General features: G+C 37.0%; 23 protein-coding genes. 4 read left to right on the forward strand and 19 right to left on the reverse strand.

Going from position 1 to position 25,400, the window contains the following annotated elements; translation table 11 throughout:
- Nucleotides 1-12: 12 nt before the first annotated feature.
- Nucleotides 13-1,206 (forward strand): aminotransferase class I/II-fold pyridoxal phosphate-dependent enzyme, encoded by a 1,194-nt coding sequence (locus J3U71_RS04445; protein WP_220268004.1) that lies wholly within the window; start codon nucleotides 13-15, stop codon nucleotides 1,204-1,206.
- A gap of 87 nt (nucleotides 1,207-1,293) precedes the next feature.
- Nucleotides 1,294-1,791 (forward strand): thiol peroxidase, encoded by a 498-nt coding sequence (gene tpx / locus J3U71_RS04450; protein WP_220268005.1) that lies wholly within the window; start codon nucleotides 1,294-1,296, stop codon nucleotides 1,789-1,791.
- Between the two features lie 41 nt (nucleotides 1,792-1,832).
- On the opposite strand, the gene J3U71_RS04455 is transcribed toward tpx, so the two are convergent.
- From J3U71_RS04455 to prmA, 7 genes are all read right to left on the reverse strand, one after another.
- Nucleotides 1,833-2,333, reverse strand: a complete 501-nt coding sequence (locus tag J3U71_RS04455) for an NUDIX hydrolase (RefSeq protein WP_103751669.1) — start codon at nucleotides 2,331-2,333, stop codon at nucleotides 1,833-1,835.
- A gap of 76 nt (nucleotides 2,334-2,409) precedes the next feature.
- On the reverse strand, nucleotides 2,410-4,257 hold the full coding sequence (gene aspS, locus J3U71_RS04460; protein WP_267392642.1) for an aspartate--tRNA ligase: 1,848 nt from the start codon (nucleotides 4,255-4,257) through the stop codon (nucleotides 2,410-2,412).
- Between the two features lie 5 nt (nucleotides 4,258-4,262).
- The gene (gene hisS, locus J3U71_RS04465) at nucleotides 4,263-5,549 is read right to left on the reverse strand and encodes a histidine--tRNA ligase (RefSeq protein ID WP_220268007.1); all 1,287 of its coding nucleotides are present in this window, start codon (nucleotides 5,547-5,549) and stop codon (nucleotides 4,263-4,265) included.
- 281 nt (nucleotides 5,550-5,830) lie between these two features.
- Complete coding sequence (gene dtd, locus J3U71_RS04470) at nucleotides 5,831-6,268, reverse strand: D-aminoacyl-tRNA deacylase (protein WP_220219702.1); 438 nt, start codon at nucleotides 6,266-6,268, stop codon at nucleotides 5,831-5,833.
- Complete coding sequence (locus tag J3U71_RS04475) at nucleotides 6,268-8,502, reverse strand: RelA/SpoT family protein (protein WP_267392641.1); 2,235 nt, start codon at nucleotides 8,500-8,502, stop codon at nucleotides 6,268-6,270. Before J3U71_RS04475 ends, dtd begins: the two co-directional genes overlap by 1 nt.
- A 15-nt stretch (nucleotides 8,503-8,517) precedes the next feature.
- Entirely contained in the window at nucleotides 8,518-8,871 is a 354-nt protein-coding gene (locus tag J3U71_RS04480) for a hypothetical protein (RefSeq protein ID WP_267392640.1), read from the reverse strand.
- A gap of 44 nt (nucleotides 8,872-8,915) precedes the next feature.
- On the reverse strand, nucleotides 8,916-9,860 hold the full coding sequence (prmA, locus tag J3U71_RS04485) for a 50S ribosomal protein L11 methyltransferase (protein WP_267392639.1): 945 nt from the start codon (nucleotides 9,858-9,860) through the stop codon (nucleotides 8,916-8,918).
- Between the two features lie 58 nt (nucleotides 9,861-9,918).
- Here prmA and ybaK point away from each other — a divergent pair, with 58 nt between their 5' ends.
- The gene (gene ybaK / locus J3U71_RS04490; RefSeq protein ID WP_220219706.1) at nucleotides 9,919-10,419 is read left to right on the forward strand and encodes a Cys-tRNA(Pro) deacylase; all 501 of its coding nucleotides are present in this window, start codon (nucleotides 9,919-9,921) and stop codon (nucleotides 10,417-10,419) included.
- Nucleotides 10,420-10,576: 157 nt separating this feature from the next.
- On the forward strand, nucleotides 10,577-11,524 hold the full coding sequence (locus J3U71_RS04495; protein WP_103751677.1) for a sugar-binding transcriptional regulator: 948 nt from the start codon (nucleotides 10,577-10,579) through the stop codon (nucleotides 11,522-11,524).
- Here J3U71_RS04495 and citX read toward each other — a convergent pair.
- The 12 genes from citX to J3U71_RS04555 form a co-directional block, all read right to left on the reverse strand.
- Nucleotides 11,517-12,065, reverse strand: a complete 549-nt coding sequence (gene citX / locus J3U71_RS04500) for a citrate lyase holo-[acyl-carrier protein] synthase (RefSeq protein WP_267392638.1) — start codon at nucleotides 12,063-12,065, stop codon at nucleotides 11,517-11,519. The two genes, J3U71_RS04495 and citX, sit on opposite strands and share 8 nt — an antisense overlap.
- Nucleotides 12,066-12,265: 200 nt before the next feature.
- Nucleotides 12,266-13,804: a citrate lyase subunit alpha gene (gene citF / locus J3U71_RS04505; RefSeq protein ID WP_103751679.1), complete on the reverse strand. Its 1,539-nt coding sequence runs from the start codon at nucleotides 13,802-13,804 to the stop codon at nucleotides 12,266-12,268.
- Nucleotides 13,794-14,708 carry a citrate (pro-3S)-lyase subunit beta gene (gene citE / locus J3U71_RS04510; protein ID WP_220219708.1) on the reverse strand — a complete coding sequence of 305 codons (915 nt, stop codon included), beginning with the start codon at nucleotides 14,706-14,708 and terminating at the stop codon, nucleotides 13,794-13,796. The genes citF and citE overlap by 11 nt, the downstream gene beginning before the upstream one ends.
- Complete coding sequence (gene citD, locus J3U71_RS04515) at nucleotides 14,709-15,005, reverse strand: citrate lyase acyl carrier protein (RefSeq protein ID WP_103751681.1); 297 nt, start codon at nucleotides 15,003-15,005, stop codon at nucleotides 14,709-14,711.
- Nucleotides 14,995-16,053 carry a [citrate (pro-3S)-lyase] ligase gene (citC, locus tag J3U71_RS04520; RefSeq protein ID WP_267392637.1) on the reverse strand — a complete coding sequence of 353 codons (1,059 nt, stop codon included), beginning with the start codon at nucleotides 16,051-16,053 and terminating at the stop codon, nucleotides 14,995-14,997. The genes citD and citC overlap by 11 nt, the downstream gene beginning before the upstream one ends.
- A 34-nt stretch (nucleotides 16,054-16,087) precedes the next feature.
- Nucleotides 16,088-16,879, reverse strand: coding sequence for an alpha/beta fold hydrolase (locus J3U71_RS04525; protein ID WP_103751683.1), 792 nt, complete (start codon nucleotides 16,877-16,879; stop codon nucleotides 16,088-16,090).
- Nucleotides 16,880-18,346 carry a DASS family sodium-coupled anion symporter gene (locus J3U71_RS04530; RefSeq protein WP_103751684.1) on the reverse strand — a complete coding sequence of 489 codons (1,467 nt, stop codon included), beginning with the start codon at nucleotides 18,344-18,346 and terminating at the stop codon, nucleotides 16,880-16,882.
- 16 nt (nucleotides 18,347-18,362) lie between these two features.
- A complete protein-coding gene (locus J3U71_RS04535; RefSeq protein WP_267392636.1) occupies nucleotides 18,363-19,061 on the reverse strand; it encodes an RraA family protein in 699 nt (232 codons plus the stop codon).
- An 18-nt stretch (nucleotides 19,062-19,079) separates the two neighbouring features.
- Nucleotides 19,080-20,009, reverse strand: a complete 930-nt coding sequence (locus tag J3U71_RS04540; protein WP_267392635.1) for an L-lactate dehydrogenase — start codon at nucleotides 20,007-20,009, stop codon at nucleotides 19,080-19,082.
- Nucleotides 20,010-20,230: 221 nt separating this feature from the next.
- Nucleotides 20,231-21,628: a flavocytochrome c gene (locus J3U71_RS04545; RefSeq protein ID WP_267392634.1), complete on the reverse strand. Its 1,398-nt coding sequence runs from the start codon at nucleotides 21,626-21,628 to the stop codon at nucleotides 20,231-20,233.
- A gap of 29 nt (nucleotides 21,629-21,657) precedes the next feature.
- A complete protein-coding gene (locus tag J3U71_RS04550; protein WP_267392633.1) occupies nucleotides 21,658-23,061 on the reverse strand; it encodes a class II fumarate hydratase in 1,404 nt (467 codons plus the stop codon).
- A 225-nt stretch (nucleotides 23,062-23,286) separates the two neighbouring features.
- Nucleotides 23,287-25,335 carry a copper-translocating P-type ATPase gene (locus tag J3U71_RS04555; protein WP_267392780.1) on the reverse strand — a complete coding sequence of 683 codons (2,049 nt, stop codon included), beginning with the start codon at nucleotides 25,333-25,335 and terminating at the stop codon, nucleotides 23,287-23,289.
- Nucleotides 25,336-25,400 lie beyond the last annotated feature (65 nt).

A 25,400-nucleotide genomic window follows, 5' to 3' on the forward strand; every position in this document is an offset into this window, starting at 1 on the left:
AAGGTTTTTTTTATGCCAACATTAGCAAAAAGTTTATTTAAAACGATTAATCAGAAAATTAGTAAATTACCAAAATCCGAAATTCGTGCTTTCAGCGACAATATCTCGCAAATTCCTGGAATCATCAAACTTACTGTCGGTGAACCTGATTTAAAAACTCCGGAACATATTAAGAAAGCCGCAATGAATGATATTGCCTGTGATGATTCCCATTACGCACCCGAAGCAGGAAAAGAAGAATATTTAAAAGCGGTTAGCAAATATTTAAATGATAGTTTAGGTGTTTCCTACGATTCGAAAGGAGAAATCTGTGCAACTGTTGGCGTTTCAGAAGCACTAAATGTTTCAATAATGTCGATTATTAATCCGGGTGATAAAATTATTGTCCCTACTCCCGTGTGGGGCGTTTATTTTGGCATTATTGAAATGGCTGGTGGAATTGCAGTTCAAGTCGATACCTCCGCTAATAATTTTATTCTTTCTCCAGAAATGTTGTGTGACACGTTGGAGAATGAAGGCAAAGGTGCCAAGGCCATCATTATGACGGATCCCTCCAATCCTACTGGTCGTGTTTATTCTAAAGAAGAACTGACAGATTTAGCTGAAGTCATTTGTGACTATAACTTATTCGCTTTAAGTGATGAAATTTACGCAGAGTTAATATATGGCCATAAAAAGCATTATTCCTTAGCACAAATTATTCCTGAACGGACCATTTTGTTATCGGGTCTATCAAAGAACTTTGCCATGACAGGCTGGCGAATTGGCTACATTGCCGCTCCTAACGAAATTATGAAAACAATTATTAAAGTAAATTCGTTTATGATTACTTCCGTAACCGATAATGTTCAAATCGGAGCAGCTGAAGCGTTAGAAAATGGCGAGCAAGATTATGTAGAAGCTCGGGCAATTTATGAAAGAAGATTGCATATTGTTCAAACTGGACTTGAGAAAAATGGGTTCAAAATGGCTACTCCCGAAGGTGCTTTTTATGTTTTTGCGCAAATACCAGACAAATTTGGCCAAGATGACGTTGCTTTTGCTAAAGATTTAGCTGTTAAAGCTAAAGTTGGTGTTGTTCCGGGAAGCTACTTTGGTAAAGGTGGACAAGGCTTTGTTCGTCTTTCTTATGCCTCTTCAGATGAAAATCTAAAATTAGCTGTTTCTAGGATCAGTGAATACGTCAAAGATACTTTAAATAATTAAAGTGCGTATCGTTTGGGGTTTAAAGGCTTTCTAGTTTAAACTAGAAAGGTATTATTGTTATTTTATATCAGAAAAGGGTTTAAAAGAATGAAAATTACAATGAAAAATGAGCCTTTAACAACTAATGGTCAACCACCTGTTGTCGGCGCTAACTTACCAGATTTTGAAGTTAAAAAAGCTGATGGTACAATCGTTAAAATGAGTGAGCTAATCAACCAACCTACTTTGATTAGTGTTGTGCCTAATATCAACACTAGCGTTTGCAGCATTTCTACTAAGCGCTTTAATGGTGAAGTTGACAAGTATCAAAACATTAATTTCTACACTGTTTCAACAAACACGCCAGCTGAACAAAAAGATTGGTGTGCAGCCGAAGATGTTGAAAACATGGAACTTTTGTCAGATGAAAGTCATGATTTCGGTGAGAAGATGGGACTTTTTGTTGAATCTGCTGGAATTGATGCAAGAAGTATTTGGATCGTTGATGCTGACAACAAAGTTCTTTACCAAGAACTAATTCATGAAATGACTAATGAACCTAATTATGATGCAGCATTAAATTTCTTAAATAATTTAAGCAAATAATAACCAAAAAAGGCAGCTAGTAAAGCTAGCTGCCCTTTTTATTAAAATAGCGGTTTTTGCAGTATTTGCCAATCAGTATAAGTTTGATCCTGTAAACTAAATTCATTCGGTCTAAGTAAGTATTCTTTTGCCTTTAAAACAAGTGGCGAAGAATTTTGAATATTAATTTTAGCCAAAGGAACTTTGACTGCGCCGAGTGAATCTTGCCCAGCAAATTGCTCTACGCTTTGCTGCAGTTTTCCTGTAAAAGACGTAATCCGATAAAACACGCAAATATGTTGGTTATAATGCCACTCCTGATAATCCCACGGATACCTAAAGGAGGTGACTCCGATTTGGTCAAAATGAAGAGCCTCAAGCCCAGTTTCTTCCTTAACTTCACGAACAACGGCTTTAGCTAACTCTTCCCCATCTTCTAAGCTGCCTCCTGGTAAGTCATAGCGATTAATGTAGGGTCCGGCATTTTTTCTGATAACAACTAATTCATTTGAATTACCAATTATTCCATAACAGCCAAACGCACGATGATATTTTTGTGACATAATTTTTCCTCAATTAAAATTACAATGTTTTCTAAAAAATAAAGAGATGAAGCTTTTTTGCTCCATCTTTTTGCATTTAATCTTCTTCCCAAGTTGAATGGGCAGCATAATCCTTAACGGCCTGCTCTTGCAGGTTGGCGTCAGTTTTCGCTACACTTTCTTGGTATTGTTCCTCAACTTCAATTCCTAAATCAGCTAATTGCTGATCGGCTACTGGAGCTGGAGCATGCATCATTGGCTCGGAAGCATTGGCATTCTTTGGAAAGGCCAGTACATCTCGAATATTATCTTTTTCTGCTAAAAGCATTGCAAACCGATCTAAGCCAATCGCCAAACCTGCATGTGGTGGGAATCCCATATCTAAAGCTTCGAGTAAGTAACCGAATTGTTCATAGGCACGTTTCTTGGTAAATCCTAAAGCTTTGAACATTTTTTCTTGAATTGAACGTTTATGAATACGGATTGAGCCACCACCAAGTTCATCACCGTTCATAACGATATCATAACTGCGAGCATGCGCTTTATGTGGATCGGTATCAAGTAGCTTAATTCCCTCATCATCGGGCATCGTAAATGGGTGGTGAGCAGCAATCCATCTACCAATACCTTCATCGTATTCAAATAGTGGCCAATCAACTACCCAAACAAAATCAAATTCATGTTTAGGAATAATTCCAGTTTCCTTAGCAAATTCACGCCGTAAATGATCAAGTGAGTCACAACAAACTTTCCATTTATCAGCTACAAAGACTAACAACTCGCCACCTTCGAGTTGGAACTCATTAATAAGTTGTTCTTGGTTCGTAGTAGTTAAAAAGCGTGCAACTGGACCTGAAAATTCATTATTTTCATATTTAACCCAGGCAAGACCTTTTGCATGGAAACGTTTGATATATTCTTGTTTCTTTTCAATTTGCTTGCGTGAATATGCCTTAGCACCACCCTTAACAGCAATTCCCTTTACAAAACCACCATCAGCAATTGCACCTGAGAAAACTTTAAAGTCGCTATCCTTGAAAATAGGACTTAAATCATGAATAAGCATGTCAAAACGGATATCAGGCTTATCTGTTCCGTAATTATTCATTGAATCGGTCCAAGAAATTCGTGCAATCGGCGTCTTCAAGTCAATGCCCATTACATCCTTCATAATCTTTTTAAGCAGTCCTTCAGTATAGTCTTGTACTTGCTGTTCATCGGTAAAAGATGTTTCCATATCAATTTGCGTAAATTCGGGCTGACGATCCCCACGCAAATCCTCGTCTCTGAAACATCTTGCTAATTGATAATACTTATCAAAGCCTGCTCCCATCAATAACTGTTTGAACAATTGTGGTGATTGCGGTAAAGCATAAAAACTACCGGGGTAAATACGCGATGGTACTAAATAGTCACGAGCTCCCTCAGGTGAGGACTTACCCAAAACTGGTGTCTCAATATTAATAAAGCCGTTTTCGTCAAAATACTCGTGAGTAGCTTGCAAAATTTTAGACCGCAAAATTATTGCTTTTTGTAAATTAGGCCGACGCAAATCCAGATAACGGTATTTCAGCCGAGTCTGTTCCCCAACTTCAATATTGTCTTTAATTTCAAATGGAGGGTTTTGTGACTTATTTAAAATGTTAATTTCGCTAGCATCAACTTCAACTTCACCAGTCTTCATTTCGGGGTTAACACTTGAACGCTTAACAACCTTGCCTTTTACTTGAATAACGTATTCATTACCCAGTGAATCAGCAATTGCCATCAATTTTTTTCCTGAGTCATGGTTAATCACAACTTGGACAATGCCTTCACGATCGCGCAGATCAATAAAAACTAGGTTCCCCAAGTTACGAACACGTTGAACCCAACCATATAGGTTAACCTCTTGATCAATATATTCGGCAGTAATGTTGCCACAGTAATTCGTTCTTTTTTCCATTTTGTTTAATCCTTTAATTTCTTTATGACTTCTTTGATATTGTCGACATCGGTCAAGTTTAATTCTAATGTTTTACCATCACTTAATCTTTTAACATTCAAAATTCCGTTAGCAAGTTCCTTGGCACCTAACGTGATTACAAACTGGGCGTGCACACGGTCGGCCTTTTTAAACTGTGCCTTAAGTTTCTTTTGGTCAACATCATATTGGGCCTTAAATCCTTGATTACGTAAAGAGCGCGCTATTTCAACCGCTTTAATTTCCGTTCCGTCACCAATATTGGTAATGAAAAAGTCGATTCCTTGATCGGCAAAAAGAGCTGGATTCTGCTTTTGTAAAACTAGCATTAAGCGCTCTTCGCCAATACCAAATCCTACAGCTGGAGTTGCCGGACCATCAAATTCTTCAACTAGATTATCATAGCGTCCCCCACCTAAGATTGTAGTGGCAGATTCCCATAGACTAGGATCTTCAACCATGAATTCAAAAATAATTCCTGAATAATAATCTAACCCGCGAACCAAATCATTATCGATTGTATATGAAATGCCGAGCTGATCGAGCATTTGGGTAATTTGGTCAAAATTCTTTCTTGCATCATCATTAAGATAATCAATTATTTTAGGAGCATTTGGTAAAAATTGTTTATCTTGTTCGTCTTTAGAGTCTAAAATCCGCAATGGATTCTTTTCCAAACGACGCTTAGAATCATCCGATAATTGCTCTTTTAATGGTCTAAAGTAGTTAACTAATGCATCATGATAATCTTTTCGAACCTGAGCATTACCCAGGGTATTAATGTGTAATTCATAATTTTTTACCCCAAGTTCTGCCAGTAAATCATGAGCCAAAACAATTGTTTCAACATCAGCCAATGGATTTTTGGAACCAAAACTTTCAATTCCAATTTGGTGAAATTCACGTTGACGGCCTGCTTGTGGCCGTTCATAACGGAATGTTGATTCAAGATAATAAACATTGAGTGGCTTGACCATTTCGGGTGCATATAATTTATCTTCAACATATGCACGAACCACACCCGCAGTTCCTTCAGGTCTTAGAGCAATATGTCTGCCACCCTTATCATTGAAATCATACATTTCTTTTTCAACTACATCAGACGTTTCACCGCTAGAACGTGAAAATACTTCATAGTTTTCAAAACTAGGGGTTCTAATTTCACGGTAATTTGCTCTTTTGAAGAAATCACGTAAAATTTGTTCTACTTTTTCCCAAGATCCTGATTGATCAGGGAGAATATCAACTGTTCCCTTAGGTTTTTGAACTCTCATTTAATCATCCTTTTTAATAAAAAGACGCCCTTGAATAAAATCAAGGGCGCTCTGAATTAGCACGGTACCACCTTTTGCCTGCTGCGAATAACGCTCGCGATGCGGTTATTATCTGGTAAAGGGGTCACAGTTTAGCTTTTTATCCGTTCTTTCAGCAAGATGAACGTTCTCTGTTATTAAAAAGTGCTAATCTTCAGTCTCTGTCATTGATAATTTCTTTTTTAAGCTTATAGTTTTAACCTTAAAAAGTCAACCTGTACTGTTATTTCGGCTAAAATTTTTTATAAGTCAAGTACAATCGTAAAAGGTCCATCATTTTCTAAAGTAACTTGCATGTCGGCACCAAATTTGCCGGTAGCAACATCCAAGCCATTATTTTCAAGTTCATGATTAAAAGCCTGCCATAACTCATCCGACTTTGGTGGTCTCATTGCCTGAATAAAGCTAGGACGATTACCTTTCTTAGTATCGGCAAGTAAAGTGAATTGACTAACACTCAAGATTTTGCCGCCAACATCTTTAATTGCCAAATTAGTCTTTCCGTCTTGATCTTCGAAAATCCGCATTTTAGCTATCTTAGAAGCAGCTTTTTTCACCGTTTGGCTATCGTCGCCTTCTTTTAAGCCAACTAATAATAGAAGGCCCTTTTTGATTTCACCAACATTTTCGTTTGCAATTTTAACGTTAGCATAATTTACTCTTTGAATTACTACACGCATTAATTATCAGCCCTTCTAGTTTCATAAACATCAGGAATATCACGTAACTTGGTTAAAATACTATCAAGTTGACCAGAATTATTGACAGCAACTGTTGCATAAATATGAGCAATATTTTCGTCATTAACTTTACCTGAAAGATTGTTGATGTTAGGCGTTAGTGAGTTTAATTTAGTTAAAACATCGCTTAATAGACGACTGCGGTTATAACCAAAAACTTCAATATTAGCGTTAAAGGCCTGCACGCTGTTTTCTTCAACATTTTCCCATTCTACTTCAATTAGGCGTCCTTGACTTGCATCATTATGAATAATATTACGACAATCTTTACGATGAATAGTAACACCACGGCCTTTGGTAACATAACCCACAATCTTATCTCCAGGAACTGGATTGCAGCACTTAGCCAAATGCAGCATTAAATCGCTGATACCTTGAATCACCACGCCATTCTTGTGTTTAACTTTCATAGCTGAGGAATTACTATTATTTGTTTCAGAAACTGCTTTTTGTCCTGAATTTAAAATTTCTTCTTCAAGCTGCTTTTGGCGCTTTTTTTCATCCTCATGGCGAATGTCGGCAGTCAAGCGATTAACCACACTAATGGCCGAAAGATCACCAAAACCAACTGATGCAAACAATTCATCTGCTGTATGATAATTTAATTGTTGCAATAGTTGCTCGATGTGGTCTTTATCCATGAATTCCTTAGGTGAGAAATTTTGCTCGCGTAAATTATCCGCGATCATCTGCTCACCTTGCTCAATGCTATGCTCTCGGTCTAAGTTTCTAAAATAGCGCCTGATTTTATTTCGAGCGCGTGAAGTTTTGACCATGTCCACCCAATCCCGCGATGGACTAGCATTGGATTGCGTCATAATGTCAATGACATCACCGTTTTTTAACTTGTAGTCTAGCGGCACTAATTTGCCATTCACTTTAGCGCCAACTGCGTGACTTCCTACTTGAGTATGAATCTCGTAGGCAAAGTCCAACGTAACTGAGCCTTTGGGCAGTTCGTAGACCTCACCTTTAGGCGTAAACACGTAAACACGGTCAGAGAAGATCTCACTTTTGACGCTTTTCATAAATTCGTCGGCATCCTGTGTTTCATCCTTTAATTCAAGAATTTCTCGCACCATGTCAAGTTTTTCGTTGGAGGAAGTTTGCTCAACTCCTGAGAAATTGCCACGCTTATATGCCCAGTGGGCAGCTACACCGTATTCCGCCACTTCATGCATTTGTTCTGTTCTAATTTGAATTTCAAGTGGACGGCCACCGGGACCAATGATTGTAGTGTGAAGTGATTGATAACCGTTTACTTTTGGAACGGCAATATAATCTTTAAATCTTCCGGGCATCGGCTTCCACTTAGTATGGACGGCACCTAAAACTGCATAACAATCCTTGACAGTCTTAACAATTACCCTAACCGCTAAGAGATCGTAGATTTCATTAAAATCCTTATGCTTATTAACCATTTTTTTATAAATGGAATAGATATGCTTAGGTCGACCATGAATATCATAAGTAATTCCTAAACCATCTAAACTTTCTTTTAATGTATTAATTGCATCTTGAATATATTTTTCCCGTTCGCTTCTTTTTAAGCTCATTAAGTTAACGATTCGGTAATAAGCTTTTGGATTAAGATAATGAAAACTGAGATCTTCCAGTTCCCATTTAATAGTACCGATACCTAATCGATCAGCTAATGGAGCATAAATGTCCATTGTTTCTGAAGCAATACGTCGTTGTTTATCCGGCCGTAAATGCTCTAGCGTGTGCATGTTATGCAATCTATCAGCTAACTTGACCATAATGACACGGATATCCTTAGCCATTGCTATGAGCATTTTACGGTGATTTTCAGCTAAGAACTCTTGGTGCGATTTGTATTCATATTTATTTAGCTTAGTAACGCCATCAACAATGAAAGCAACATCTTTACCAAAGATATTTTTAATATCGTCATTAGTTACTTCCGTATCTTCGACTGTGTCATGTAAAAAGCCGGCAGCTATTGTATCTGGGTCAAGTCCAAGAGTGGCCAAGGTCCCTGCCACTTGCGTGGGATGCACAATGTAAGGCTGACCAGACGCGCGTTTTTGCTCTTTATGCGCATTTTCAGCAAATTCATATGCCTTTTCAACAAAAGCAATTTGTTCATCATTCATGTATTTTTTACAGGTGTCAATTACTTGATCATGCGTCATTTCCGCATATTTTGACATAGAACCCGACCCTTCTTATTTATAAAATTGTCTATCCATTAAGCCAAAGATTTCAAAGATTAAATAAATTAAACCAAATAATAAATTGTAGTTAGCATATTTGATTAAAACAATTAAACAAAAACAAACTGGCAGCAATAACAGCCAATACCATTTCAAGACAATTTTTTTAACCAATATTCCTAAGTGGTAACTGACCAGACAGTTAAAAACGATAAAAAGTAATCCAACACGCCAAACGGTTGGAATCCGGCACAAGCTAAAAATAAATGGTAATAATAAAACCAATATTGTCCACCAGATAATAGGCATTGCTTGATACTGATTTAACTTTTTAATAAATGGTATGTGTTTTAATTTATCAATCAATTCACTTTTTCCTTACTTAACTTAATTGTCTATTATAACTCTTTTTATTGTTCTTTTCGCGCAACTACTAAACTTACCCAACGATCCTGTTTCATCGTTAATTCAACCTTAAAGTCATAATTATCTAGGGCTTTTTCTATCTTTGTTAACTGTAAATAATCGATTCCGGAGAAAATAACTTTTCCGTCATTTTGCAAATGATCATTTAGCTGAGGTATCAAGTCGAGTAAAATTTCCGCCAAAATATTAGCAACAATAATATCAAATTTACCATCAATATTCTCTAATAAATTTGCTTTTTTAATCTGAATATTATCTAAATGATTTAAGGCAACATTTTCTTGAGCTGCTGTGACTGCTTCGTCAGAAACATCGGTGCCAATTACCTTGTTAGCTCCTAAAAGTGAAGCGGCAATAGCCAAAATTCCTGATCCAGTTCCAACATCAATTACGCTTTTAGGAGCAGTCAGTGTTCGCTCTAAGCCCATCATTGCAAGTTGTGTAGTTTTATGGCCACCTGTGCCAAATGCTAATCCTGGATCCAAATTAATTAGCTTTTGATCAGAAAACTGGGGTTGGTAATTTTCCCATTCTGGAACAATTGCCAGGTGCCTGGAAAAATTAATAACGTGATAAAATTTCTGCCATACTGTATTCCAGTCTTTATCTTCGATATAAGATGCACTAATTTTGGCTTGACCAATATCAAGTCCGTATCCCTTCAATTCCTGTAACTTTTGGCAATAATCTGTGAGTAATTTATCGCGGTCTGAATCTTCCCTAAAATACGCATAAAATTCTAAGTCTTGAGGAAGATCGTTGATTTCTTCCAGATTAACAATGGTAGAATCATTTTCCCAGCCGGCATGTTCAAAATCAGACCGCTTGCGTGTTTCTGTTCCCAAGCAATGAAGGACGTCCTGGCTGTATACATTGAGTGCATCTTCTATTTCGTGACTAGTCTCAATTTTAATAATTAATAATTTCATGAATAAACTCCCTTTTTTATTTCTCTTTATCAATGCTATGATTAAAAAGGTGATAATTATGGCGAAAAAGAAAAATAAAATTGAAAAAACGTTAGTTGAAAAAATTTTAGATAGAAATAAAATTCCATATCATCAAGCTGAATTTGCTACACACAAAGACTCAGGTGGCGTTGCGCAAATGGATACTTCTATTCTAAACGAGAATGAACATTTGGTCTACAAAACACTTGTCTGTTCTGGTAATAAAACTGGAGTGTTAGTTGGAGTCATTCCTGTTACCGAACATTTAAGCATGAAAAAGCTAGCAAAAGCTTCTGGTAATAAAAAATGTGAACTTCTACCATTGAAGGACCTTGAAAAAACAACTGGTTATGTTCACGGAGCAAACACGCCAATTGGTATCTACTTCAATCATCATTTTCCAATTTACCTAGACCAAGACATGAAAAAAGAAACTGAAATAGCGGTTTCTAGTGGAAAAGTCGGAAGAAGCGTCTACTTAAAGCCAAATGACTTGCAATTAGTGACCCATGGTACTTTTTGTGATTTGCTTGAATAAGTTTACAATTTATGGTGTTTTTTTGAATAATAATAAATATATTTTATTAACTTTTTAAAATTATTGTTTTAAATAAATTTTTGTTTATATTTTTATAGAATAAAGAGCCGTTTTTGTAATATAATTTAAAATAATATTAAAGAAAAGGGATACCCACATGACACTATTAACAGATGAACAATTAGCTAATATTGCACAAGATTATTTTCTAAGTCAACTAAATATTGCTGATATATCTAATAAATACAACATTTCACGCTACTTAATCACGAAAGCGATTGAAGAAGCTAAGGATAAAGGAATTGTCAAAATCAGCATTTCCCAAAGCCCGAAAAGGTCGCAAAAGTTAGAAAATGAATTTCAGCGCATTTTTAATCTCAAAGAAGTTTATATTCTTGAAGATTTAGAAACGAAAAATCAGGACAACGAAGTAATTGTCAACTACGCGGCAAAACAAATTCAAAACTACACTAAATCTGCCCATTTAATCGGTTTAACTTGGGGTACGCTTCTCAAGGATATTATTGATAATTTTACTGAAGAAACAAGGGATGATTTAACTTTTATTCAGCTTGTTGGTCAAGCTGTCAATACCAGTAGACGAAAAAATCAGCTAACACAAGAGGCTGCAGATAAATTTAATGCTAAGAGCTTAACCTTTCCTGCCCCACTTTATTCAATTAATCCGCAAGTCGTAAAAGAGCTTAAAACTGAACCTTATTATGAATATTTTGCTAAGAAATTTTCTGAAATAGATTTGCTTTTTGCCAGCATTGGTACAGTTCAATCACTAGAATCTGACCAATTCTTCATGGATTACTATGCTGAGAATCTATTGAAAAATGTCGATAGCCTTCAAATTGCGGGCGTCATCTTCGGTCGACCATATGATATTAACGGTAACTTTTATAAACCAATTGACTCACACATTTGTGGTATCAGTATGGCAGACATTATGAAAATACCTACTCGTTTTGTTGTCGTTAAAAATCGCTTTAAAGAAGATGCATTGTTAGGAGCATTACGAAGCGGCGTAATTACTCATTTGGTCACAAATAGCGGTATTGCCGAACGCGTTCTACGTAAAAACAAGAGTTTTATTTAACTTGCTGATAGTAAATCCGACTAATATATTCTTGCAATTCTTGTACCGAATGACGTCGTGAGCGAGCACAGTCTTTAGCTGGACGATCGCATAAAAAGCATTTACGAGCGGGCATGTCCAAGTCAGTGCGTGATAGTGATAGTGCTGCCAGTTCGTTTTCGACTAAAACATCAGCGTCGAAAAGTCGCGTTAATTGTGATTGGTTTTCAAAATCAATTGCAGTCTTTTTGACGGCTCGACTATTGTCATTCACCAAATAAAAATTTTCGCATCCGGTGGGCTTATCCCACTTCTTCATTAATTTAAAGGATAAGTGTTCTTTCTTGAGTGACTTTTCCAAAGTTTTTATACCTGTTAAGAAGAGCTGCTTTAGGTACTGGTTATTTTTAATTGGCCCAGGTATGTTAAGCTTAACGTCTAGTAAAACACTATGCGGAAACTCTCGAAAAAGTTTTTTCTGTAAATTAACGCGTTGATCTTTGTCCGCAAGAACCTGTTCTATTGATTGTTTTGTTCCAGATGCAAATATGGTTTTAGTCATTAAAAAAACTCCTTTTTAAATATAAGAGCTAGAAATCTACTTCGATTTATTCAGAGGTAGGTTTTTTGTTCTAAAAAATAGAAATCTAATCTTTAGTAATTATAGCTTAAACCGGTTGGGGTTAATTTGGCTAGATATAAAAAGCTTCAAAAGTCGTAACTTTTGAAGCTTTTATGATTTATCAGAAAAATGCTAGACTATTAGTCTTTTACTTCTTTGATTGTGTCAATAATTGTACCATCACGATATTGAATCAATGCTACTGTTCTATCAGTATACTCTAATGGCTTTGGAGTTCCTACTTGTTTTTCAGCCATCTTTTGCAAATCCTTAATATCAACAATCTTAAGCTCTGGTACTTTGCTAAATGCAGCAATTAAATCTTGCCGTTTTGGATTGATTGCAATTCCCCGTTCAGTAACTAAAACATCAATCGAGTCACTTGGAGTAACAACAGTTTCAACTGAAGGTACAATCGTTGCGTTACGTCCACGTACAAGTGGCGCAGTAATAATCGTCATTTTGGCAGAGGCAGCATCTTGGTGACCACCAATTGCACCACGAATTACCCCATCCGAACCAGTCATTACATTAACGTTGAAGTCAGTATCAATTTGTAAGGCCGACAAAATAGCAACATCTAAATTATTTACTACTGCTCCCTTATTATGTGGGTCAGCGTACCAAGAAGCATCAATTTCTTGTTGGTTTTTATTTTTAGCCATTGATGCAGCAGCACCCTTATCAAAGTCCTGCACATCCATTACCTTGTTAACTAGTCCCTCTTCGAGTAAATCAGTGGTTGGTTTGGTAATTCCACCTAATGCAAATGAAGCTGTAATATTATCATCAAGCATCGATTGCCGTAAATACCTAGTTACAGCAAGAGCGGCACCACCAGAACCAGTTTGGAATGAAAAACCTTGCTTATAATATGGAGAATTAACAATCACTTGGTTAACCATCTGCGCAATTTTTAATTCCTTAGGATCCTTGGTAAAACGGGTAGCGCCAGAACCAATTTTATCGGCATCACCAATTTGATCAACTTTTACTATATAGTCAACTTGAGTTTGTTTAATTGATGCAGGCGTATTAGGATAGTCAACAATATTATCAGTAAGTAAAACAACTTTATCTGCGTATTGTGCGTCAACTAAAGCATAGCCTAATGAACCAAAGACTGCATCACCTTCTTGCCCGTTAGCATTTCCAGCTGGGTCAGATACAGGAACACCTAAAAAGGCAACATCAATCTTAATTTCGCCTTCTTCAATTGAACGTGCACGATTACCATGTGAGCGAAAAATAACTGGATTTTTCAGGCCACCATGAGAAACAAAGTCACCAAGACTGCCACGCATACCTGAAGAAGTAATATTCGTAATGACGCCCTTTTTAATTGCCTCAATTACTTTATCATTCATAACGCCGGTTAAAGAAGATGGTGCTAGGGTTAAGTCCTTATAACCGAGTTTAATAATTAAATCCATTACCTTGTTGAAGGCAAAATCACCGTTTCTAAAATGGTGGTGGAAAGAAATAGTCATCCCATCCTTGAGTGTTTTCTTAATAACTTCTTCTAAAGATTCAACTACTTTGTTTTCGCCAGTGGTTACACTAACTTTAGGAGCCACTCTTTGAACGTCAGGATTACCGATATTAACACCCTCAAATGGTTTTAAACTCATTTTTGTCATTAAATCATCCGGTAAATTGCGTTTTACTTTATTCTCCAATGTAATTGCCCTCCTCATCAATTAAGTTTGACGCTTTGGCTGTTTCGATTACGCGATTAGCCTTTTCAACAACAGGTTTATCAACCATCTTGCCATTCATTGAAATTACTCCAGAGCCCTTAGCTTTAGCTTCGCGAATTGCATTTTGAACTGCTTGAGCATTTTCAATTTCATCTTTGGTTGGGTTGAAGACTTTGTTAACCATTGGAATTTGTCTTGGATTAACCAGTGATTTCCCATCATAACCTAGTTCATAAATATAGTTTGTTTCGCGGTAAAAGCCTTCCGTATCATTCATATTAGAAAAGACAGTATCAAACGCGTAAACGTCAGCTGCACGAGCTGCTTGCAAAACCATATTCCGAGCAAATTCGAGTTCACGACCATCAGGATAACGATGAGTATGCATATCAGCAGTATAGTCTTCACCAGAAACGGCCAAGCCCATCATTAACGGCGTAGAAGTGGCAATTTCAGGAGCGTTTAGAACTCCCTTAGCACTTTCAATAGCTGCCATTACACCGATTGAACCTTTCTCGACGCCATATTCTTGTTCAGCTTTTTCCATATCACTGACCAATTTTTTAATCATTGCAGCAGATTCAGTTTTTGGCAACCGAATAACATCAACGCCAGCTTTAACCATTGCTTTTACGTCTTCATCATAAAATGGTGTATCCTGGCCATTTATTCTAACGACTATTTCTGCTCCGCCGAAATCAACAGTTTTGATGGCATTATATACAAGCATCCGTGCAGCGTCTTTTTCGGTTAGAGAAACAGCATCTTCTAGATCCAGCATAATTGAATCGGCACCATAAATTCCAGCATCTTTAACCATGGCAGGATTATTACCTGGTACAAACATCATGGTTCGACGCAAACGGTTTTTTACATAAGTCATTTATTGCAATACCTCCAATTCTGGTTTATCCGAGGTCTCAGTTGCTCTTTGGGCAGCGGCAAGTGTCCGCGCTGCGATTACACAATCAAGAGCTCCTTTATCGGTGGCCTTTACTTTTGCATTTTCAATGCCATATTTTTGTAGGGTCGTAGTAATTACCTTTTTGATTTGATCACCATAAGCCTTGATAACTTCTGAGTCTAAATCAATTTGAATTCCTTCGTTGCCCTCTGAAATCATGATTTGGATGTCTGAGGATTCTAACGTTCCTGCAACACCAACTGTCTTAATTTCCATTGATATTCATTCCTTTCTTTATTCGCATTTGTAAATCTTGCTTGTTGTTAATAATAAATTGCATTGTGCTACCTGGAACCAAAGGTTTTATTTCTGTTAAGTGGTCTTGCTTAATTAGCTGCCGCACTTTTGTTGCTGTTATTACCTGACTATCTGCTTGGAAACGTTCAACAATTTTAACTTCGATATCAGGACTTAAAGTCTTTATCAGGCTTTGGTTATAGAAATTAGTTGTTCGCGAAAATGGTTCTGTTCCTAAATATCTTCTGTTAATTGTTAGAGCGGGAGCAACATAGTTTTTAAAAACTAAGGCATCAATTTCAGTCTGAACAGTAATTAAATCATCGGCCGATTTTAGGAAATAAGCTGGAAATGTCGACTGGGAAACCATATAGTCTCCACCACTGACGACAAGGACATTTTTTAAATCCTTTGTCCCCTCTTTTACCAGCTGCATTCTTTCATTGGTTTTAAAGAGCGAAGCATCTGTAGCCACAACAAAAACATAAACCAAATCATTTTCTTTACTTGCTAATTCAACGAGTTGACGATGACCAAGCGTAAAAGGGTTTGCATTCATGACAATTGCTGCCACTTGCAGTTTTTCTTGGTCTTTAACCCGAGGAATTTGTGCTAAAAAATCATTAATATCTGGTGTCCCATTTTCTAAAAAAGCGGCTGACTCATTATGAGCGAGTTCTTGAAATCCTAAATGAGCAAAACTTGTAGAATACTTTTCTTTGGTGAAAACAAAGCTATGAAAAATCTGTTGACTAAAAAGATATTGCTGCAAAGCAGTAATTATCTGGTTGAAACGAGCACCTGGAGTTGTTTCATCATCATTTGAAACCGCGATGTACTTTAAGACATTGTTCGCTGTACTTCCAGTACCAACTAATTCCCCGTTTTCATTAATCAAACCTAAAGTATGATCAATTACGTTGACTTCACGGGAATTAAAATTTGATAGACCATGATGATACAAAAAATTTTGCCATTTTTTGTAAGTCTCTGGTGTTTTTAAATAAAGATCTACGATCTTATCCATTAAGTAACTTCCTCTTCAATATCAACTTTTGCATTCAATTATGCAAGAAATTTATTATTTCTTTGTACATCAAATTTGGCTGTTCAGCCTGAATTAAGTGCCCACAGTTAGGAATCACTTTTGCCTTAATTAATGGATTTAATTTTGCTGTTGCTTCAGCAAAGTGATAGTCAAAAAAGGGTGACTTTTCACCAGCCAAAACTAACATTGGCTTCTTTAATTCAATCAGCACATCACGCCAATCTTGTTCAGCATGATTAATGCGACACAATAGGTTTTCTTCAGGATGATATGGAAAACTTTGAGCTTCCTTTTTTGCGAGTGCAAACATTGCATCGTCAACGTGGGTGGCCATCCCGGTACCAAAATCGGCCTTTAGATAGCTCGGATAATTATTCCAAGTAAGGTCTTGATATCCGTATTGCCAAGTTTTATCTTTTATCATTTTGGGAGGTTGATCCAGATCCACGATCGCCTTTAGGCGCTTTTCACCATAAAGTGAAATATAAGCCCACAAATTCGCAGCACCCATCGAATTGCCAATGCCAATAATATCAACTAAATCTAGCTTTTCAATCAACTGGTTTAAATCAGCGGCATGTCGACTAATTCTTTGGCCTTTAAATGTTCGCGCAGATCTGCCCTGGTTTCTTGGATCGATAATAATAAAACGATAATCTGAGCTAAAAAGCTCTATTGCCTTTTGCCATAATGCGGCAGAGCCACCGATTCCCGGGATAGCAAGAATTGGTGGTTGCGTAGTTTTTGTATCATAATAATGGATTCTTACTCCATCATTAGTTATAAAGTCTGCTTGACTAATCATTTACCACATGCCAATAATTTTCATCCAGAAAGTACCGATTACCCCGAAAATCAATAGATATACGATACCGAGGATAAAGTTCATCTTCCACCATTCGCTTTGTTTGATATAACCGGTGGTGGCTAAAATGGAAGCTGGTCCGTTGGCATAATGTGTAGTTGAAGCGTTAATTGCACCAGTGAATGCTAAAAGCATTGCTGACAGGGCAAGTGGTGCTCCGGTAGCGACTGCTACTGATAAAAATGGTAGATACAATGCTGTCATATGAGCTGTTCCACTGGCAAAGAAGTAGTGGGTGTAGAACATTAGAATTACTAATACTGCTAAAACAATTTCCCAGCTAATTCCGTGAAGGCCAGATTGGATAGTCTTTGAGAACCAATCAATAAAACCAAATGAGATTAGCTTGCTAGCCATAAATACCAAAATTGATAGCCAGATTAAAATGTTCCAAGCTCCAGTCTGCTTCAAAGCATCCTGCATGGTCAAAACCCCAGTTAACAAGAGTAGGCCAACAGCTAAGAATGCAACGAAAGTTGAATCTAATTGTGGAATTTTATAAATTCCTGATAAAACCCATAAAACAATCGCCAACAAGAAAACTGCAGACATTATTTTTTCAGGCTTAGTGACAGGACCCATATCTGCTAAACGGTCATCTGCCCATTTTTTAGCATTAGGAGTTTCCTTAATCTCAGGTGGGAAAATTTTATAAATGATTAATGGAATGACAATTGTTGCAATTATTGCTGGCACAATTGCTGCAGTAAACCAGCTTATCCAGCTCATTTGATAGCCCTTTTGAATTGCCATTTGGGAAGCAACCATATTAGGAGCAGCACCTGTAATAAACAGAGCTGTCGAAATGACGTTAGCATGAAAGGCAATAAAACTTAGATAGGCACCGATTTTTTTCCGAGATGGATCATTTGGTAAAGAATCATAGTCTTTTGAGATTGATTCTGTGACTGGCCATACTACCCCACCTGTACGTGCACTATTAGAAGGAATTAAAGCTCCGAGAATCAATTCAAGACCAGTAATGGCATAGCCAATTCCAATCGAGCGTTTACCAAAACGACGAATCATCCAATAAGCGATTCTATTTCCTAAACCGGTTTTACTAATACCATAGGCCATGATAAAAGCCATTGCAATCAACCAAGAAGCGGAGTTACTGAAAGCACTCAGGATCCCGGCATTAACTGCACCGGTTTTTGGATTTACCTCATTTTGAATTGGTGCTAAACCAACCAAAACAGTTACAATCAAACCAATTAATGTGGTACCACCAATTGGTAAGGGTTTAGTAATACAGCCAACAATGGTAGCTACAAATATTGCAAACATTTCCCATGCTTGTGCTGATAAGCCATACGGTCGAATTGGAGTAAAACACCATAAAGCAATACCAATTATTACTGGTAAAACAAATCCTTTATAGTTTACTTTCTCTAAAGTTTTCATAATTATCCTCTTTTATTTATGGGCGGTAAATATCGTCGATAATTTTATAATCCTTGTTTTTCAGTTCCTCATCAAGCCAGTCAATATTTCCAGTTCCATTATGAAAACTCTCAGCTTTACGATCATCTTCTTGGTGAAAGGCCTGGACTTTAGGAAGTAATTCAGTCGTCTTTTCACGAGCTACTTTAACCACGCCATCAGCATCGCCAACAATTAAATCACCAGGATTTACGCTGACCTCACCACAAGAAACTGGAACATTAATTTCTCCTGGACCTTCCTTATATGGACCATTTGGCGAAGTGCTTACAGCATAAATGGGAAGATCCCAATTGCGTAAGCTATCAATGTCACGCATCGGACCATCTACAACAATACCAGCTACGTGTCTTTGATCACGAAGCCATGTCATCATAACTTCACCGATAACGGCCCTAGTATTGTCGCCCTCATTATCAATTACAATGACATCACCTTCATGACAGTATTTTAAAGCCGCATAAATAGTTAAGTTATCACCAGGACGATTATGAACTGTAAATGCCGGGCCACACATCTCTTTTGTAGGACTAGACATCAACTTAATGCGAGTAGCCATTGCCCCTCTGCGATTCATACAGTCCGCTATATTAGATGTCGGCAAATCTTTATAGCCTTCAACAATTTCTTTATCAGGAAGTTCTCTTTTCAGGAAAATCCGTTTACCAACTTGCATGTTTATCTCTTTTCTTCACTAATCTAAGCTTATTCCAGCAAGAACTTCTTGCATCTTATCTGCAGAATTGAGCATTTTCTTAATTTCAGAATCAGATAATTTAGCTTCAATAACATGACTAATACCAGTTCCGTCAATTGCTGTAGGAGTTCCTAAGTAAAGGTCATGCTTAATGCCGTATTCACCATTAATTGGTGCTGAAAGTGGCAAAACAATTGCACGATTATCCAGAACGGCATTAACAATTTGAGTCAGCATCATTGCGATGCCATAGAAAGTGGCACCTTTGTTTTCAATAATCTTGCCCCCCTTTTGGCGAATATCTGCTTCAATATCATTTAAGACATCAGCAGTAATTGCGTCATAATCTTTTAAGGCTTTTTTAGCAACAACTGATTCATCAAAGTTTTCAAATGAAGTATCACCGTGTTCGCCAAGAACCATTGAATTTACTTCAGCTACAGGTACATTCAGTTTTCTTGCAAGTTCAACTTGTAAACGAGCTGAGTCAAGAGAAGTACCTGTACCAATAACCTTATTCTTAGGAAAACCAGATAATTTTTGGGTTAAAGTGGTCAAAATATCAACTGGATTTGCTGAAACTACAAACACTCCATCAAAGCCGGAATCTACAACTGGTTGAATAATACTCTTCAAGATTTTGACATTTTTGTTTACTAAATCTAATCTAGTTTCTCCGGGTTTACGTGGAACGCCTGCAGTGATTACTACCACATCAGCATCCTTTGCATCTGAATACTCGCCGGCATGAATATTACACTCACCAGCAAATGGGATGATGTCTTCAAGATCCATTGAATCGCCTATTGGCCTTTTTTTAACAACATCAGTGATGACTAGTTCATCAACATTTGTATGTTGCAGTAGGTCATTGGCAAAAGTTGATCCAACAGCTCCATCACCAACAAGTAAAACTTTTCTAGACATAATTTAATCCTTTCAATCTCTAAAAAATGAAATCCTTTTCATCTGTCATTATATATGTGAAATGGAAATTTTGCAATATTTTAAAGAAATAAATTATTTTTTACTTTTTTAAATATTAAAACTAATTTTTATTTTTCAATTTTAAAAAATAAAAGTAAATTTACAAAATTAAAAAAGCACTCAATTTTACTAAGTGCTTTTAAAACTTTAAAATTCAATTACTATTTTGCTGAATGAACAAATTCAGCCATTTGCATACCTGCTTGGCGACCAAAGATAACTGTTTCAGCAATTGAGTTACCACCAATTCGGTTATTTCCATGCAATCCACCAGAAACTTCGCCAGCTGCGTAAAGGCCAGAGATGATATTTCCATTAGTATCTAAGACTTCTGTCTTAGGTGTAATGTGAATACCACCCATAGTGTAGTGAATAGCCGGATTAATGTGGATAGCAAAGAAAGGTCCGCGGTCAATTGCACGGTCCATCCCAGTTGTCCGGTTAAATTCTTGGTCATTGCCTGACGAAACGGCTTCATTCCAAGTCTTAACCGTATTTTCTAAGTTTTGACCATTAATACCGTTTGCTTCCGCAATTTCGCTTAACGTGTCACCGTGGCTTACTAAACCGATGTGATCATAAAATTCAACGGCAGTGAAATTGTCACGAACACCCTGATCAAAAATGAGGTAAGCCCCATTTTCGTGCAAGTCATTAATTGAATTAGAAACAATTTTACGGGTATTCATTTCATTAACAAAGCGTTTACCAGCCTTATTAACTAAGATTGCTCCCTCACCACGAAGTCCTTCACCAATCAAGTAAATATGGTCTGTGTCTGTTTGAGCAGTTGGATGTACCTGGATAAAGTCCATTTGTTCAAGTTGAGCATCAATTTGATCAGCTAACTTAAGTCCGTCACCAGTTGCACCTGGTTGATTAGTTGTTTTAAAGTCAACTAAGTCTGGTCGATATTTCTTGATCAATTCTTTTGATGAGCCAAAACCACCACTGGCAAGTAATACTGCCTTGGCATTAACGGTCTTGTTCCCTGCTTCAGTTTCAAGTTCGACACCAGTAACATTCTTATTGTCATCTTGAACTAACTTAATTACCTTAGAATTGTTAAAAATAGGAATATTTTCTTTTTGGATTTGCTTTAACGCACCGGTAACAAGATAATTTCCTACAGGTGCCATTGAAGCAGGACGGTGGGCACGCTTTTTACTCATTCCACCAGTAATAGTTAAATTGGTTAATTCAATTCCATGATTACTCAACCAGTCAATTGCAATAGCTGAATGATCCACGAAGTAACGCAGCAATTCAGGGTCATTTAATCGACCTCCGCCTTGCATTGTTTCTTGGTAAAAATCTTCTTTGTTATCAATAATTCCTTCGTTAATTTGAACCAAGCTTTCTGATGCATTCATACCGGATGAAGCCCGATTAGTGTTTCCACCTAGTTCAGCATTTTTTTCAAAAACAGCTACTTTTAAGCCCAATTCATTTGCCTGAATTGCGGCTGTTAACCCGGCACCACCAGCACCGACGATTATTGCATCGTAACTATCTTTTATTTCGGAACATTTGCTTGGTGTAAAGACAAATTTAGCCATTAATCTAATCTTCTCCTATACCTATAATATTATTTTTCAGGTTCAGTACGATCAATATTGGTCATTTCCATGTAGTCCATCCATTTATCGTATTGCTCTTCTGTAACTTCACCACTCTTCAAAGCTGCTTCTTTCAAAGTTGTACCTTCTTTGTCAGCAGCTTGAGCAATTTTAGCGGCAGCATGGTAACCAATATGAGGTGACAAGGCAGTAACTGTCATCAATGAATTTTCTAGTAGCTCATCCATCTTTTCTGAGTTAACAGTTAAGCCATCAATCATCTTATCAGCAAAGCCCTCAATTGTTCCAGTTAAAATATCACAAGAATCAAGGAATGCAGCAATCATAACTGTCTTGAAAACATTCATTTCGAAATTACCTTGTGACGCGGCAAAAGTGATGGTGGTATCATTGCCGAAAACTTTTGCGGCTGCCATTGTTACAGCTTCAGCCTGAGTTGGGTTTACTTTACCTGGCATGATTGATGAACCCGGTTCATTAGCAGGAATGTTCAATTCATGGTAAGCAGCTCTAGGACCAGAAGCTAAGAAACGAATATCCTGGGCAATCTTAAACATATCAGCGGCTAATGTCTTTAGTGCGCCATGAACAACATCGATTCCTGAGTGATGTGCCAGACCCCAGAATTTATTCGTTTTAACCTTAAATTCATGTCCATATACTTTTGACAATTTAGCTGCAATTTTTTCGGTCATTCCAGGAGCAGCATTTAAGCCAGTTCCAACAGCAGTTCCACCTATTGCTAATTCATACAATGTTGGCTTAAGCTCTTGAATATATTCTAAATCATGCTTTAAAGCTGAGATATAACCGGAAACTTCTTGACCAAAAGTAATTGGCGTAGCATCTTGCAAGTGAGTACGACCAACTTTCACCGTCTTCCAATACTTGTCTTGTTTAACTTTGAGTTTTTCAATTAAATGCTTAATTGCAGGCTCCAGTTTATCAAGTGCTTCAACGGCAACAATATTCATTGCTGTTGGATATGTATCATTTGAAGATTGACCACGATTAACATCATCGTTAGGCAAAATATTCAATCCTGGGTGCAATTTATTAGCTAAATTAGCAACAACTTCATTAACATTCATATTGCTTTGCGTTCCTGAACCAGTTTGCAAAACATGAAGTGGAAAGTCTTTTTGTAATTCTTCGTCTCTTAATTGAAGTAAGTGATCAACCGCATCTTCAATGGCTGCTCCTTTTTCTTCAGGTTCATCTCCAACCTCGACATTTGATTCAGCAGCTGCCTTTTTCAAGTTAAGAAAGGCCCGAATAATTGCTAATGGCATTAATTCACCGCTTGGAAAATTATTCCGGCTCCTTTCAGTTTGCGGACCCCACAGTGCATCCTTAGGAATTTTAACTGGACCGATCGTGTCACTTTCAACACGGTATTCTTCTTCGTTCATTTTAGTTCTCCTTTTTGGTTTTTACTATATTTTATCTGAAAAATTGCCGATTTACGACTTCAATACTCATCATACCTGTTCTTAAATTTTATTTCAATATTTTTCAAAAGAAAGGGCTTTCTTTTTAAATTTTTAAAAAGAAGTTTTATTTTTTGAAATCAACCCCACGACCAATATTTTGTAAACAAAAAGCACCCCACACAGGAGATGCTTAGAATTCATTTATTAAATATGAAGAGTTTCAGCATTAATTGCTACAATAACTGTCGACAAGGACATTAAAATTGCTCCGACAGCCGGTGCTAAAATAATGCCCCATGGGGCCAAAATACCTGCCGCTAGTGGTAGTGCAATAATATTATAACCTGCTCCCCACCATAAATTTTGAACAGTTTTCTTTTGCGTATTCTGTGCCAGTTTCAAAAAGCTAATAATATCTGTTGGTTCGCTGTTTACTAAAACGACATCGGCTGAATCAACAGCTACATCAGTCCCTGCTCCAATTGCGACCCCAATATCAGCTTTAGCCAAACTAGGAGCATCATTGATTCCGTCACCAACCATCATGACTTTGTTGCCTTCACTTTGTAATTTAGCAACAATTTTTTGTTTGTCTTCAGGCATCAATTCTGAATAAACTTCTGTTATTCCGAGTTTCTTAGCAATACTATTAGCAACTCTTTTATTATCACCAGTTAACATTACTGGGGTAATATTTAATTGTTTTATTTGCTTAATCAACGAACTTGCAGATGATTTAACTTGGTCACCCACAGCAACATAACCAATTAGAGTTTTATCTTGAATCAAGTAACTAGTAGTATAATCGGCAACATCAATAGTCGGAAAATTAGTTATGATTTCGCGGGCCGCTTTTTCATTTACTAGTAAATATTCTTTACCACCTAAAACACCCGAAACACCTTTACCCGAAATATTTTTACTCTCAGATAACGGCAACAACTCAATCTGCTTTTCATGCGCATATTGCAAAATACTTTTTGCGATTGGGTGAGTTGAATCTTGCTCAATCGAAGCAATTAATTTCAATGCTTCAATCGGAGACACTGATTCTTTTAATGAATCACACTTACGTACTTGAAATTTACCCTCAGTCAGTGTGCCCGTTTTATCCATTAAAAGATAGTTAATCTTAGAGCTGACACTTATCACATTTCGATTTCTAATTAATAAACCATTTTTGGCACCAATAGAAGTGCTTTTAGCATTAACCAATGGAATTGCTAGCCCTAAAGCATGAGGACATGCAATTACTAAAACGGTAACCATTCTTTCTAGCCCATCGGCAATGCCATTGATGCTTGTCCACACGATTAGCGCAATGATACCAATAATTAACGCTGCGTAGAAAAGCCAACCAGAAACTTGGTCAGCCAAGGTTTGCAGCTTTGATTTATTCATCTGCGAAGATTGAACAAGTTTATTAACATTAGCCAAAAAACCGGAATTGGCAGAGTTTGTTACTTTAATAGTTAATGCATTTGAACCATTAACAGAACCCCCGATTACTTTATCGTCTTTTTTACGCGTAACATCATTCGATTCGCCCGTAACTAGCGATTCATTAATATCACTTGTACCATTCAAAATAATCCCATCAAGGGGAATACTTTCACCCGGCTTAACAATAATCGTTGCGTCTTTTTGAACTTCATTGATAGCAACATCACTAGTTTGACCGTCTCGTTGAACATGAACTTTATCCGGTAGCAACTTGGCCAAATCATTAACTGAACTGCTTGCGTTCATTACCGAGGTCATTTCAATCCAATGCCCAAGTAACATAATTAAAATCAACGTTGCTAATTCCCAAAAGAAATCCATTATATGATTTTTACTATTCAGCAGATCGTTTTGGATAAATGCATATAGACTATAAACATAGGCAGTCGTAATTCCCAATGAGATTAAAGTCATCATTTCTGGCTTTTTAGACTTTAATTCGTAGTACGCTCCCTTAAGAAACGGCTCGCCACCGTAAACAAAAAGAATAGTAGCAAAAATAACAACAACCCATTCGGAGCCAGGAAACGAAAATTGAAATGGCAAATGAACTCCCATTGCAGGTGCTAAAAATAGAATAGGAAGTGAAAGAATTACAGAAATCCAAAATTTTTGTTTTAAATTGCCCATGTGCATCATGTGATTGCCATGCATCATCATGTCACCACCACCCATGCTCATTTGCTGGCCATGATCCATATGCATTGATGAATCATGGTTCATTCCATGACTATTATCATTCATATTCATATTATTCAAATTTATCAAGTCCCATCTTTAAACATCAACCATATCATTCAGTTAACTTTAATCTA

The organism is Lactobacillus sp. B4015 (assembly GCF_026536055.1).
Taxonomy (GTDB): domain Bacteria; phylum Bacillota; class Bacilli; order Lactobacillales; family Lactobacillaceae; genus Lactobacillus; species Lactobacillus panisapium.

Coding starts and splice junctions, on each gene's coding strand:
- J3U71_RS04555 (WP_267392780.1), bottom strand. CDS start 25,335: ATGAATATGAATGATAATAGTCATGGAATGAACCATGATTCATCAATG.
- J3U71_RS04530 (WP_103751684.1), bottom strand. CDS start 18,346: ATGAAAACTTTAGAGAAAGTAAACTATAAAGGATTTGTTTTACCAGTA.
- citC (WP_267392637.1), bottom strand. CDS start 16,053: ATGGATAAGATCGTAGATCTTTATTTAAAAACACCAGAGACTTACAAA.
- J3U71_RS04550 (WP_267392633.1), bottom strand. CDS start 23,061: ATGAACGAAGAAGAATACCGTGTTGAAAGTGACACGATCGGTCCAGTT.
- ybaK (WP_220219706.1), top strand. CDS start 9,919: ATGGCGAAAAAGAAAAATAAAATTGAAAAAACGTTAGTTGAAAAAATT.
- citX (WP_267392638.1), bottom strand. CDS start 12,065: ATGACTAAAACCATATTTGCATCTGGAACAAAACAATCAATAGAACAG.
- J3U71_RS04545 (WP_267392634.1), bottom strand. CDS start 21,628: ATGGCTAAATTTGTCTTTACACCAAGCAAATGTTCCGAAATAAAAGAT.
- J3U71_RS04455 (WP_103751669.1), bottom strand. CDS start 2,333: ATGTCACAAAAATATCATCGTGCGTTTGGCTGTTATGGAATAATTGGT.
- J3U71_RS04475 (WP_267392641.1), bottom strand. CDS start 8,502: ATGTCAAAATATGCGGAAATGACGCATGATCAAGTAATTGACACCTGT.
- dtd (WP_220219702.1), bottom strand. CDS start 6,268: ATGCGTGTAGTAATTCAAAGAGTAAATTATGCTAACGTTAAAATTGCA.
- J3U71_RS04445 (WP_220268004.1), top strand. CDS start 13: ATGCCAACATTAGCAAAAAGTTTATTTAAAACGATTAATCAGAAAATT.
- hisS (WP_220268007.1), bottom strand. CDS start 5,549: ATGAGAGTTCAAAAACCTAAGGGAACAGTTGATATTCTCCCTGATCAA.
- J3U71_RS04525 (WP_103751683.1), bottom strand. CDS start 16,879: ATGATTAGTCAAGCAGACTTTATAACTAATGATGGAGTAAGAATCCAT.
- citE (WP_220219708.1), bottom strand. CDS start 14,708: ATGACTTATGTAAAAAACCGTTTGCGTCGAACCATGATGTTTGTACCA.
- J3U71_RS04535 (WP_267392636.1), bottom strand. CDS start 19,061: ATGCAAGTTGGTAAACGGATTTTCCTGAAAAGAGAACTTCCTGATAAA.
- tpx (WP_220268005.1), top strand. CDS start 1,294: ATGAAAATTACAATGAAAAATGAGCCTTTAACAACTAATGGTCAACCA.
- prmA (WP_267392639.1), bottom strand. CDS start 9,860: ATGAAATTATTAATTATTAAAATTGAGACTAGTCACGAAATAGAAGAT.
- citD (WP_103751681.1), bottom strand. CDS start 15,005: ATGGAAATTAAGACAGTTGGTGTTGCAGGAACGTTAGAATCCTCAGAC.
- J3U71_RS04495 (WP_103751677.1), top strand. CDS start 10,577: ATGACACTATTAACAGATGAACAATTAGCTAATATTGCACAAGATTAT.
- aspS (WP_267392642.1), bottom strand. CDS start 4,257: ATGGAAAAAAGAACGAATTACTGTGGCAACATTACTGCCGAATATATT.
- J3U71_RS04540 (WP_267392635.1), bottom strand. CDS start 20,009: ATGTCTAGAAAAGTTTTACTTGTTGGTGATGGAGCTGTTGGATCAACT.